Genomic DNA, 12,210 nt, shown 5'->3' on the forward strand with positions numbered 1-12,210 from the left:
TGTATCCTTAGTAATTGCCATACAGATAGATAAACCAGTACAGATGGCGGTCAAAAATGGGGCATGGTGTACGTTTTAGCCAATCTGTATGTTAAAGAAAAGTGTTTTGTGAATCTGTATTGTTCAGGCCCGGATCCGTGAAGATAAAGCCTCTGGCAAGGCGAGGAGGTAGAGGATGGAATTTCACGAGAATCGGGCAAAACAGCCGTTTATCGGCTGGGTATTTCTGGCGCGAGCAATTAGAAAATGGTGGCTTCGTGGGCAAACGCGCAAAGTATTGCAGCGAATGAGCGACGAACAGCTGAAAGATGTCGGGTTGCGCCGGGATCAGATCAATTAAAAAGTGCTTTTTTGTAGCCCCGGTAAGCGTCAGCGCTACCGGGGAATTACATTCACAAAATTTATCAATTGATGCTTCTACTCCCATCGTTTCTTGATACTTACCCTGATAAGTATTATTTTTCCCCACAGCTAAGTGAGGAAAGTAACATGACCGAAGACGAACTGTTTGCCCGCCGCCCGATGGGGATGCGCATGGCGATGGTGGTGCGCCAGTGGCGCGCGATTATCGACAGCGCCATTACCGATACCGGCCTGACCCAGTCAAGCTGGACGGTGCTGATGCAGCTGCATCAGCTGGGGTGCAACGTCTCGGTAAGCGAACTGGCGGAAGTGCAGGGTATTGAGCTGCCGCCGCTGATGCGCACCCTTACGCAGCTGGAAAAGCAGGGGTATCTACTGCGCTCAACATCGCCATATGACAAACGCATCCGCCTGCTTACGCTGACGGCAGAAGGCCGTACTATCCTGGAAAAGCTGAACCGCGTCATTGAGACTTATCAACAGCGCGTGACGGAAACCATCCCCGATGCGGACCTCGACACCTTCAGCGCCACGTTAAATCAAATCGCCTGCAACTTGCGGACAATCCGCGAAGAAGATAACAAGATCTAAAAAACTATGATGACGCCAGAACAAAAATTTGCCCGCTGGGTAAGGGTAAGTATTGCCGCTTTCCTGGTGATATTCGCCTGGTTTATCGTTGCCGATATCTGGATCCCGCTAACCCCGGATTCCACCGTGATGCGCGTGGTGACTCCGGTCTCGTCGCGGGTCTCCGGCTACGTCTCGCACGTCTACGTGCACAACAATAGCCAGGTGAAAAAGGGCGACCTGCTGTATGAGCTCGATCCCACGCCATTCATTAATAAAGTTGAAGCGGCGCAAATCGCTCTTGAACAGGCCAAACTGAGTAACCAGCAGCTGGATGCGCAAATCGCCGCCGCTCGCGCCAACCTGCGCACCGCGCAGTACACCGCGCGTAATGACAAAGTCACTCTCGACCGCTACCAGCGCCTGAGCACCATGCAAAACGTGTCGCAATCGGATCTCGATAAGGTGCGCACGACATGGCAGACCAGCGAACAATCGGTCAGCGCCCTGAATGCGCAAATTCAGAACCTGCTGATCCAGCGTGGCGAGCGCGACGACAAGCGCAACGTGACGCTGCAGAAATACCGCAACGCGCTGGAAGAGGCGCAGCTCAACCTCGGCTGGACCCAGGTGCGCGCTGAGACCGACGGTATGGTCAGCAACCTGCAGCTTAATCCGGGTATTTACGCCACCGCCGCCACCGCCGTGCTGGCGCTGGTTAACAACAATACCGATATCGTCGCCGACTTTCGTGAAAAAAGCCTGCGCCATACGGCGGTGAATACCGATGCGGCGGTAGTGTTCGATGCCCTGCCGGGTAAAGTCTTCCCGGCGCACGTGACCAGCAGCGATGCCGGTATTCTTGCCGGTCAGGAAGCGGTGAATGGCCAACTGTCGCAGCCTGAGCAGTCCACTCGCTGGGTGCGCGATGCGCAGCGCATGCGGATTCACGTCGCGCTGGATCAACCTCTGGATAAGCCGCTGCCGACCGGCGCCCGCGCTACGGTGCAGTTGTACAATAGCGACGGACCTTTCGCCCGCACCTTTGCCGGCCTGCAGATCCACCTGGTGAGCTGGTTGCACTATGTCTATTAACACCCTGGCGCACGTCTTTACCCCGCACGGCAATATCGTCTATACGGCCAATGATTTTCGCCAGACGGTACGCATTGCCGTCGCCGGGACCATCGCGCTGAGTATTTCGACCTTCTACGACGTGCAGTACGGCGTGTTTTTCGTCGTTTATCCGCTGATGCTGATGTCGCTGGTGCCGGTGTTCAACCGCCACGTCGCCCGGCAGTTTGTATTCAGCGCGGCGGTTAATTGCGTCGAAATGGTGCTCATCGTCGGCTATCTGTCGCAGTGGCCTGTAATTATGACATTAGTCGTCTTTGGTCTGTACGTGATGCGTTTTCGCTTTATGAGCCAGGGGCCGCTGTTCCTGCTGGGATCGATGGGCGTGGTGTGCCAGAGCACGATGCTCAATTTTATGAGCTATCCCACCAGCAACTGGCACACGCTGATGTTCTCCAATATGGAGGCCTGCGTGATGGCGGTGGCGCTGAGCGCGCTGCTGCACTATTTGATCCCGGATGTTGAACCGCGTAAGCCGCCGCCGCGCATAGAGAAAGACGCCGCGCGGATCCGCCATGAATCGCTGCTTTCCGGCACGGTTGCGACCATTATCTTTGTGATCTTTCAGATCTGCGATCTGAGCGATTCGCTATCGGCGCTAATGGCCGGGGTGCTGATCCTGTTTCCGATGCACTATCGCGGCGCGGTGATAAGCTCGATCTGGCGTGTGGCGGGGGTCGTGCTGGCTTGTCTGTACATTCTGGTGGTGCAGTTGATTATCTATGATTTTAGCAACCATATGATCCTGATGATGCCGCTAATTGGTCTTGGTCTGGCCTTTAGTGCCCGCCTGCACGTGATGGAAAAAGTGGGCGCGGGCGTAGGTTTCGCCAGTATCACCACCATCGGTATTATGTTTGGCCAGAACCTGCATCCGAATCAGGATCTGGTGTTCAGCGACCTGTACCGTATTACTTCGGTCACGGTCTCGCTGGTGGCGACGCTGACTATGGTGTTTCTGGTCCATCGGGTACTGAACTGCTTCGCGCCGACGCGGTTTGTGATCACCGATTAATCCTCCTGCGGGAAGCGGGCGATGCAGCGCCACGCTTCCCCGTTTTGCTGATAAAGCGCCGCAGTATGCCCGGCGATTATCCAACTTCGCGCTGTTTTTTCGCCCCCCTCAATCAATACGCACAGCCCGCAGCCGCTGCGCAGCTGGCGGGGAATATCTTTTACCTCGAAGGTCATCCCTGCCGCCTGCAGGGCTTTGCGCATCCGCACGACGCCCACCGTTGAATGGAATAAGAATAGATATTTGCTCATCCGCGTCTCCGCTGGCGCTGGCCGATCAGCGCCGCGCCGATCGCCCCGGCAAACTGGGCGTCGGGATGGGTCGCGACCGGCATGCCAACATGCTTCTCCAGCATGCGGGCGAAGGCGACGCAGCGGCTGACGCCGCCGGTAAACAACAATGGCCCCTGTGCCGATAAGCGGCCAATAAAGTTCGCGCTGCGCCGCGCCATGGCGTTGATCACCCCGGCCAGAATTGACTCCGGCGCGACTCCGGCGGAACGCAGGCTGATGACTTCCGATTCGGCAAAAACCGTACACATGCTGGTGATGGCGTGCGGTTCTACGCCTTCGGTAATAGTGTCCAACTGGTCGACGCTGGCGCCGAGGGTCCGTGAAATAACTTCCAGAAAGCGCCCAGTACCAGCGGCGCATTTGTCATTCATCAGAAAGTCGCTGAGGTTGCCCTGCTCATCAAGCTGGATGACTTTGCTGTCCTGGCCGCCGATATCAATCACCGCGCGGGTTTCCGGCGCCAGCAGGCGCGCGCCGAGCCCGTGACAGGAAATCTCGGTGACTTGTTTATCGGCGAAATCGACCAACTGGCGACCATAGCCGGTGAGGGTTAAAAAAGGCGTTGTCGCGAGGTCCGCGCGCAGCGTCTCCCAGGCCTCGTGAATGGCATCGGTGGGGCGAAAGGGCGTCGGAATGAGGAAACGGCGCACGATGGCGCCGTCTGCCAGTAGGATGCCTTTGGTGGCGGTGGAGCCGGAATCAATACCTACCGAGTAGATCACGCTTGCTCCTTATAGCATTTCGATAAACGCGGCGACGCGGGTACTGAGCTGGCCGAGATCTGCCGTCGAATAATCGGTCTCGATCGCGATATAAGGAATGTCGTGCCGCTGGCGAACGTGACGCTTAATCGCCAGCGATTCCACGGCGTAGGTATGGCAAGCCTGCAGAATGACATCGACCACGCCGTCGGCCTGGTATTCCTCAACCATCTGGCTTAGCAATTGCAGGCGCTGGTCGTTAGGTGAAATACAGGAGCAGCCGATGGCGAGATATTTATCGGTTAAGGCATCGTAGACGTCGCCATCTTCCGCCACGCAGCGCTCGGTGGCCTTCGCGCCGGTACAGTTCTCGTAGCCCACCACCCAGCCGCCGTTTTCTTCGATAGCGCGGACGACTTTTTCCGCCGCGCCGCCGATCGGGCAGCCGGTGATCAGAATACGCGGACGAGACGCCAGCCGTTGGCCTCCTTGCCATTGCTGATGGATACGTTCCGCCATCGCGTTCAATTCGTCAATCAGCGCGCTTTTGTCGAAGCGGAAGGTCGCGCCATAAACCACCTTCAGAATATCGCTGCCGCTAAGCGCCGGCGGATTGAGTTGCCCGAGGCGATAGAAGTTGGCCAGCGCCCGGCGTTCGCAATTTTTCAGTATGATGGCTTCACGCAGCGCCGCTTCGCTAATGGGCGTGGCAAACCGGGTTTCAACGACCTGCTGCAGGCGTTTGATTTCCGCTTTCCACAACGCGCGGGAGGTGGCGTCGCTGGCGCTGTTCGGTAGTTGCATTACGTGTACTGCCTTGAATTCGGCCATGTACTCGTACATCTTCTTTTTGCCGTCGCAGGTGGTTTCGCCGACCACCAGATCGGAGAAATAAAAGTAGGGGCATTTATCGGTTTTGCCGAAGCCGTAGCTGCTTTTAATCAGTGGGCAGAGGTTGCGCGGCAGGTCTTTCTCCGCCTCTTCAATAGTTTCATCAGAAGTGGAACACAGTGAGACGACCACGGCGCCCGCCGCCATGGCTATCTCCTGGGGCATAAAAGTGCAGTAGGTACCGACCAGCGGTACGTTCTGCTCTTTGAGTTCCATTACGCTGAGAAAGCCTTTCTGGCGAGCTTCTGAGAATTGATCGAAGAGGGCGGGTAGATCGGTGATGAGCGACATGATTTTCCTTCCCCGTACACGGGAGATGATGAAAGAGTCGCCATTATAACCATGTTGTTTGTGTGTATTTATTGATCTCCCGCCCATCCCGGTGGCGTTAATAGACCTTCTTCAAATCCATCTCTTCCTGGATACGTTCGCTCCATGCCAGGTGGGTGCGGATGGCCTCTTCAATGCCGGCGTTGTAGAACAAAGGCCCCAGCTCTTTGGCGATAAAGTCGACAAAAAACTCGGCGTCGAACTGTTCCAGCTCCAGGTTAAAGGTCTCTTCGCAGTACTTGCTTAGCCGCTCGCGCAGCAGATCGCGCTGCGCCGGGCTGAGTTCAATATCGCTCATGCGTGGTTAATCTCGGTGAGTTAGTCAGGATTGCCGGGCTTCGATGACCGCCTCTGAACGCTGGCGCAGATTGCGGAGTAGCCCCGCCAGACAGCAGGCGGCGACGATCCCGGCGGCCACTGCCAGCAGGTGGAACGGCAATCTGCCGCCATGGAACCATAACCAGCGCGCGCCTTCAATCGACAATGCGCTGACGCTAAGGATCACGATATTCAGCGAGGCGGAAACGGTCCCTTTCGGCAAGTCGTTGGAAAAAAGGGTAAAGCGGAACAGCGTCGGGAAAATCAGCCCGATGCCGAAGGCGTAGAAGCAGGTGCCGAGCACCGACCACAGCCAGACGTGCGGCCACGTCAGATTACCGATAATCAGGATCGCCAGGCCAACCATCTGGATGGGGACCGCGCTTAACACAAAGCGCGGGCGAGTCGGGTCTTTCACCCAGCGCGCCACCGACAGATTAGCGATAATCACCGCGCTGAAAACCGGCACCTGGCTCCAGGCAAACTCGCTGGTGGTGAGCCCGCCGGCGTCCATTAAAATCACCGGCGACACCGCCACCCAACTCATCAGCGGAATATAGCTCAGCGCCAACGTGGCGGCGCCGAGTAAAAAGATGCGGTTGCGGAAGACGTCGCGAAAATCGCGCACCACTCCGAGCGGGCTGAACGGCACGTCGCCGCGACGCACCGTCTCCGGCATGTTAAACAGTAAACCCAGCCAGGCCACCAGCCCCATCGCGGCGATAATGCCAAACAGCGCTTTCCAGTGGATAAAGTGCATCAGCGCCGCGCCGGAAAGCGGGCCGACGATCGGCGCCACCAGCACGATGGAGGTAATCACCGCCATCAGCTTGATTGACCGCTTTTCGTCAAAGGCCTCCTGCACGGTGACGTAACCAACGGTGGCGATAAAACAGATGCTGGTGCCCTGCACAAAGCGGGCAATCAGGAACTGGGTCATTGAGGTCGTCCACAGGGTGGCGAAGCAGGCGAGGGTAAAAATCAGCGCGCCGCTTAGCAGTACCGGCCGGCGGCCAATACGATCGGAAAGCGGCCCCAGCAGCCACTGAAGCGCCATCCCGCCGGCCATATATAAACTCACCGAGGCCGGCGCCAGCGCCACATCGGCGTTGAAATCCCGCACCACGTGCAGGATTCCCGGCTGGATGAGATCGGTGGTCAGGTAGGCGGAAAAGTCATACAGGATCAGCGCCATCGGAAAGAACAGCGATGCGCCGTAGCGGGCGCTCAATCGCGAAATCCATGACATAGCCGTCTCCTTGCCGTCGTGTATTCATCGTGAGAATGGATATGATGCTACCATTTTCAGCCAATATGCAGATGCAGCAGCGCCGGAATTTGCGATAACAGCCACAGGCCGAGGCCGATAGTGCCGCCAACCAGCGTGCCGTTGATGCGAATAAACTGCAGGTCCTTGCCGATGTTGAGCTCAATCTGTCGCGACATATCGCGCGCGTCCCAGCTTTTGACCGTGTCGCTGATATGGCGAGTCAGGAAGGCGGCGAATTCCGGCGCCACCCGATGCGCCGCCTGCTCCAGATGCTCATTCAGCGATTCACGCAGCGCGTCGTCGCGCACCAGGGTTTCGCCGAACCACTGACCGGCCTCGGCGATCCGCTGCTTGATGCGCGAATCGTCACTGCTGATATCGTTTTTCACCCAACCGCGCAGATCCGCCCACACCTCGCCGAGATAGCGATTAAAGGTCTCATCGTTTTTCAGATACGCTTTGATGTTATCGGCTTTTTGCGCCATTTGCGGATCCGATTTCAGATTGTCGATAAGCTTCTGCGCCGCGCGGTCGAAGGCCTGACGAATTTGATGCGTGCGGTCTTGAGTGACCTCATCGAGCAGCGTATTCACGGCGTCTGTCACCATTTCGGCGCTGTGCTCGCCAAGCCACTCGGTGGGTAACAGTTTGGCCTTCAGCGGGTGTTCGGTCTCCAGCCAGTGCACGATGCCGCGGGCGATAAAGGCGCGGGAGCTGTCGCGCTGTAGCAGGGCGATAAGCTGGCTTATCAGTGAATCCAACAGCTTCTGATGACGATTGTCGCGGGTCAGCCCCTCCAGCATCATGGCGCTGGTCTGGGTCAGGTCGACCTTATCGATAGCCTTGTGCACCGCGCGCCGCAGCAGACGCTGAATGCGGGTGTCATCGGTGAGCTCGAGAAAACCGCTCATCACCTGTAGCAGATGTTGGCCGACACGGCGGGCGTTTTCGGGCTGACTGAACCAGTTACCGAGCATCAGGGCCGGTTCGTAGCGGCGGATCAGCGCCACCAGAGATGGGGTATCAAGAAACTTCTCCTGCACGAAATGGCCAAGATTATCGGCGATCCGGTCTTTATTGCGCGGAATGATCGCCGTATGGCGGGCGACAAACGGCAGCGGAATGCGGCGAAACAGGGCCACCACCGCAAACCAGTCGGCCAGCGCCCCGACCATCGCCGCTTCGGAAATAGCCTTCAGCGCGCTGACCCACGGCGTCGGCGGTAGCAGCAGCGTAGTGATAAACAGCGCCGCCGCAATCAGCAGCAGCGACAGCGCCAGCAGTTTGGCGCGTTTTAATTCAGCGAGTTTTTCCATAGGGTTAAGCATATAACCTGACGGCGAGGTCATGCAAAAATCGGCACAACTTCCTGTATGCGCGGGTCAATTTGCGAGTGGGCTGCCAGGGTAAGATAACGATTGCAGCACGCAGAAATTAGCTTTCGGCACGGCTCGAGAAAACGCTTTTTGCCAGGTGTCAGAGGGAGATCTGCAGCGTAGAGTCGCAGCAGAATTGGCTGGCAGGGGCGAACACATGGAAAGGTCCACAACGTCTACGCCGCATGATGCGGTTTTCAAAAAGTTTCTTACGCAGGCTGATACCGCCCGTGATTTTCTGGCGATCCATTTACCGCCCGCGCTACATCAGATCTGCGATCTCAATTCGTTACAGCTTGAATCGGCTAGTTTTATTGAGGAGAACCTGCGAGCCTGGTATTCGGACGTGCTGTGGTCGCTAAAAACGGTTTCTGGCGAGGGCTACATCTATGTTGTTATCGAACATCAGAGTTCACCCGATGCGCAGATGGCGTTTCGCCTGATGCGTTATGCTATTGCTGCGATGCAACGTCATCTCGACGGCGGCCATAAAACCTTGCCGCTGGTGGTACCTATGTTGTTCTACCATGGTTCCGTGTCTCCGTATCCGTGGTCGCTTAACTGGCTCGATAGGTTCGCTGACCCACAACTCGCGAAGGCGCTTTATTCGTCACCCTTTCCGCTGGTGGATATTACGGTTATCCCGGATGATGAAATTGTGGGACATCGACGCGTGGCGCTATTAGAACTTATCCAAAACATATTCGTCAGCGCGATTTAATGGGCATAGTCGAGCAGCTAACGTCAATTTTACTTAGCGGTTACGCTAATGACAGGCAGCTAAAAACGCTATTTAATTATTTACTGCAAACTGGCAACGCGCGCCGATTTGGCCGGTTTATTCGCGAAGTCGCGCATCGGGTTCCTCAACACAGGGAGAGATTGATGACCATCGCAGAAAGATTACAGGAAGTTGGCCGCAGAAAAGGCAAACGTGAAGGGCGGCTTGAAGGCAGGCAAGAAGGACGGCAAGAAGGACGGCAAGAAGGGCGGCACGCCGAGGCGCTGCGGATTGCGAGGATGATGCTTGCCGACGGTATTGCACGTGAAACCGTGCTGAAAATTACCGGTCTGGCTGCCGAAGAGATAGCCACGTTACCACATTGATAAAGCCGTTATGCAGGGGCGCCCTTAGGGGCGTCCCTGCTACCCACTCTCATGGAATATTCCGGATATACCTAACTTTACCCGCATCGCCAGCTATCTCGACTACCCTTAATATCCTTAGCGGCATTTTTGACTGCGTTAATAGCGATAACAAGGAGACATGCGATATGGCTTATCAGACAGTGAATCCTGCGAATAATCAGCTTATTAAAAGCTATCCCGCACACAGCGATGCTGACGTGGAGGCGGCGCTGCAGCAGGCAAATGCGCTTTATCATTCTGCGTGGGCGAAAGGCGATATTGCGCAGCGTCTGCCGGTGTTGCATAAGCTGGCCGACCTTATCGACAGCCGAACGGAGGAGCTGGCGAAAATCGCCAGCCAGGAGATGGGCAAACTCATTAAACAGAGCCGCGGCGAGGTCAAACTCTGTGCGCAGATCGCCCGCTATTATGCCGACAACGCCGAACGGTTCCTGGCGCCGGTGAAGTATCCCTCCGAGCTTGGCGAAGCCTGGGTTGAGCATCATCCCATCGGCGTCTTGATGGCGGTGGAGCCGTGGAACTTCCCCTATTACCAGTTAATGCGCGTGCTGGCGCCAAATCTGGCGGCCGGTAACCCGGTGATTGCCAAGCATGCCAGCATCGTTCCGCAATGCGCCGAGACCTTCGCGCATCTGGTGCGCGAGGCTGGCGCGCCGGAAGGGGCGTGGACCAACTTGTTTATCTCTCAGGATCAGGTAGCGAAAATTATCGCGGATGACCGGGTGCAGGGCGTGGCGCTGACCGGCTCGGAAAAAGCGGGCGGCATCGTGGCGTCGCAGGCGGCGAAGCATATCAAGAAAGCGACGCTGGAGCTGGGCGGCAACGATGTGTTTGTGGTGCTCGAGGATGCCGATCTGGAACGCGCGGTGAAAATTGGCGTACAGGCGCGGCTGAACAACGCCGGGCAGGTTTGCACCGCCGCCAAGCGCTTCATCCTGCATGAAAAAATCGCCGAGTCGTTCCTGAGCAAGTTTAGCGACGCCTTCCGCCAGGTGAAGATCGGCGATCCGCTTGATGAAAGCACTACGCTTGGCCCGCTCTCCTCGAAAGATGCGCTGGAAACCTTAAGCAAGCAGGTCGACGAGGCGGTGAAGCATGGCGCCAAATTACACCTCGGCGGCAAGCCGGTTTCGGGCGAAGGTAACTTCTACGAACCCACCATTCTGACGGGAATTACCCGTGATAACCCGGCGTACTTCGAGGAGTTCTTTGGCCCGGTGGCGCAGATTTACGTGGTGAAAGACGATGATGAGGCGATTGCGCTTGCCAACGACTCTCACTACGGCCTGGGCGGCGCGGTGTTCAGTCAGGATATTGAGCGGGCGAAGCGCATGGCCTCGGGGATTGAGACTGGAATGGTCTATATCAACTGGTTAACGGATACCGCGCCGGAACTGCCTTTTGGCGGCGTGAAGCGCTCCGGCTTTGGCCGCGAGCTTTCCGACCTCGGTATCAAAGAGTTTGTGAATCAGAAGCTGGTGGTCGTTCGCCGCTAAACCACCCATCATGAAGTATCCCTCTCCCATCGGGGGAGGGATACATCCTTGCGTCGGCTATTTACGGAGCCCGGCAAACGCGGCGCGGATTTCCTCTTCCGGCAGCTGAATGCCGATAAACACCAGCGTGCTGTGCGGCGTTTCATCGCCCCACGGGCGATCCCAGTCGGCGCTGTAGAGGCGCTGCACGCCCTGGAACAGCAGGCGATTTGGCTCGCCGTCGATCCACAGCATGCCTTTATAGCGCATCAGTTGCTCGGCGAAGGAGAGCAGCAGGTTTTCCATCACCCGTGAGACTTCACTGATATCCACCGGATAGTCGAGTTCGACCACAATCGACGAGACGTCGTTCTGTTTTTCCGCCACGAAGTGAAAGCGCGGTGTGGCGCTTACGACCTTCTCTTCCAGCATAAAACCGCTGGTATTAAAGAGCAGGCTTAAATCGATATCGCCTTGGATGACGGTATAAATTGGCGCCCGCGCGTTGATGCGCGCCAGCCGTTCGCGCAACTTTTCGCTGTCGCCGGCGACATCGGTTTTGGTTAACAGAATCCGGTCCGCATAGCCGACCTGCGACTGGGCAATGGTGAACTGATCCATCTGCTGGTCGGCATGGACGGCGTCAACCAGGGCGATCACGCCGTCCAGCAGATAGCGTTCGCAAAGCACCTCATGGGAGAAAAAGGTCTGAATAATCGGCCCCGGGTCGGCCATGCCGGTGCACTCAATCACCAGTCGGTCGAAGGCAATCTCGCCGCGATCGCGGCTGTCGAGCAGATCGAGCAGGGCATCTTCCAGTTCGTTGGAGCGCGTACAGCAAATACAGCCGTTGGTCAGGGTTTTAATCTGCGTGGCGCGATCGCCGATCAGCTGATCGTCAACGGAAACTTCGCCAAATTCATTTTCAATCACGGCGATTTTGAAACCGTGCTGCTCGTTAAGAATATGGCGCAGCAGGGTGGTTTTTCCTGCGCCGAGAAAACCGGTTAATAGGGTGACTGCAATCGGTGCCATTATTGCCTCCATTAACAGCAGCGTACGCCGCCTTTGCCGTCGCCGCCGTAGCGGGCCTGCTGGCGTTCGCGGAAGAATTCTTCATAAGTCATGTACGGCTGATCCGGATGGTTGGTTTGCATATGGGTGACGTAGTTGTCGTAATCCGGAATGCCGATCAGCATTTTCGCTGCCTGACCGAGATATTTTTTTGCCTGACCTAAGTTACCAAACATTGTAAGTTCCAGATAACGAATAAAGCCGGATGGCGACTCGCGCCTTATCCGGCCTACGTTAATGCGTTTTTGGTA

13 protein-coding genes and 1 pseudogene are annotated in these 12,210 nt (G+C 56.7%); 6 read left to right on the forward strand and 8 right to left on the reverse strand.

Annotated features, from left to right (window positions below; translation table 11 throughout):
• Positions 1-175: 175 nt before the first annotated feature.
• From PGR10_RS17935 to PGR10_RS17950, 4 genes are all read left to right on the forward strand, one after another.
• Positions 176-340 carry a DUF1127 domain-containing protein gene (locus PGR10_RS17935; protein WP_064571553.1) on the forward strand — a complete coding sequence of 55 codons (165 nt, stop codon included), beginning with the start codon at positions 176-178 and terminating at the stop codon, positions 338-340.
• A gap of 149 nt (positions 341-489) precedes the next feature.
• Positions 490-954, forward strand: coding sequence for a MarR family winged helix-turn-helix transcriptional regulator (locus PGR10_RS17940; RefSeq protein WP_049047305.1), 465 nt, complete (start codon positions 490-492; stop codon positions 952-954).
• Between the two features lie 6 nt (positions 955-960).
• The gene (locus PGR10_RS17945; protein WP_015368453.1) at positions 961-2,028 is read left to right on the forward strand and encodes an HlyD family secretion protein; all 1,068 of its coding nucleotides are present in this window, start codon (positions 961-963) and stop codon (positions 2,026-2,028) included.
• Positions 2,018-3,082, forward strand: coding sequence for a DUF2955 domain-containing protein (locus PGR10_RS17950; RefSeq protein ID WP_213317802.1), 1,065 nt, complete (start codon positions 2,018-2,020; stop codon positions 3,080-3,082). Before PGR10_RS17945 ends, PGR10_RS17950 begins: the two co-directional genes overlap by 11 nt.
• Here the strand turns inward: PGR10_RS17950 and PGR10_RS17955 are convergent.
• The 6 genes from PGR10_RS17955 to PGR10_RS17980 all read right to left on the reverse strand — a co-directional run bounded on the left by PGR10_RS17955 (position 3,079) and on the right by PGR10_RS17980 (position 8,213).
• Positions 3,079-3,333 (reverse strand): DUF3343 domain-containing protein, encoded by a 255-nt coding sequence (locus PGR10_RS17955; protein ID WP_213317803.1) that lies wholly within the window; start codon positions 3,331-3,333, stop codon positions 3,079-3,081. The genes PGR10_RS17950 and PGR10_RS17955 overlap by 4 nt on opposite strands.
• Positions 3,330-4,097: a putative 2-hydroxyacyl-CoA dehydratase activator YjiL gene (yjiL, locus tag PGR10_RS17960; protein ID WP_213317804.1), complete on the reverse strand. Its 768-nt coding sequence runs from the start codon at positions 4,095-4,097 to the stop codon at positions 3,330-3,332. The genes PGR10_RS17955 and yjiL overlap by 4 nt, the downstream gene beginning before the upstream one ends.
• A gap of 9 nt (positions 4,098-4,106) precedes the next feature.
• A complete protein-coding gene (locus tag PGR10_RS17965; RefSeq protein ID WP_213317805.1) occupies positions 4,107-5,258 on the reverse strand; it encodes a double-cubane-cluster-containing anaerobic reductase in 1,152 nt (383 codons plus the stop codon).
• A gap of 97 nt (positions 5,259-5,355) precedes the next feature.
• Complete coding sequence (locus PGR10_RS17970) at positions 5,356-5,595, reverse strand: DUF2164 domain-containing protein (protein ID WP_015704280.1); 240 nt, start codon at positions 5,593-5,595, stop codon at positions 5,356-5,358.
• Between the two features lie 24 nt (positions 5,596-5,619).
• Entirely contained in the window at positions 5,620-6,864 is a 1,245-nt protein-coding gene (gene mdtM, locus PGR10_RS17975; RefSeq protein WP_411325771.1) for a multidrug efflux MFS transporter MdtM, read from the reverse strand.
• 56 nt (positions 6,865-6,920) lie between these two features.
• Positions 6,921-8,213, reverse strand: coding sequence for a DUF445 domain-containing protein (locus tag PGR10_RS17980; protein ID WP_162750224.1), 1,293 nt, complete (start codon positions 8,211-8,213; stop codon positions 6,921-6,923).
• Positions 8,214-8,418: 205 nt separating this feature from the next.
• On the opposite strand from PGR10_RS17980, the pseudogene PGR10_RS17985 reads away from it, so the two are divergent.
• Positions 8,419-9,368 (forward strand): annotated as a pseudogene (locus PGR10_RS17985) (Rpn family recombination-promoting nuclease/putative transposase).
• A gap of 167 nt (positions 9,369-9,535) precedes the next feature.
• Entirely contained in the window at positions 9,536-10,906 is a 1,371-nt protein-coding gene (locus PGR10_RS17990) for an NAD-dependent succinate-semialdehyde dehydrogenase (RefSeq protein WP_213317808.1), read from the forward strand.
• A 57-nt stretch (positions 10,907-10,963) separates the two neighbouring features.
• On the opposite strand, the gene yjiA is transcribed toward PGR10_RS17990, so the two are convergent.
• Positions 10,964-11,920, reverse strand: a complete 957-nt coding sequence (gene yjiA / locus PGR10_RS17995; RefSeq protein ID WP_430923885.1) for a GTPase — start codon at positions 11,918-11,920, stop codon at positions 10,964-10,966.
• Between the two features lie 11 nt (positions 11,921-11,931).
• Positions 11,932-12,135 carry a YbdD/YjiX family protein gene (locus tag PGR10_RS18000; protein ID WP_002887451.1) on the reverse strand — a complete coding sequence of 68 codons (204 nt, stop codon included), beginning with the start codon at positions 12,133-12,135 and terminating at the stop codon, positions 11,932-11,934.
• Between the last annotated feature and the right edge of the window lie 75 nt (positions 12,136-12,210).

Origin of the sequence: Klebsiella sp. 141198 (genome assembly GCF_050600785.1) — a bacterium.
GTDB classification, from domain to species: Bacteria; Pseudomonadota; Gammaproteobacteria; order Enterobacterales; family Enterobacteriaceae; genus Klebsiella; species Klebsiella aerogenes.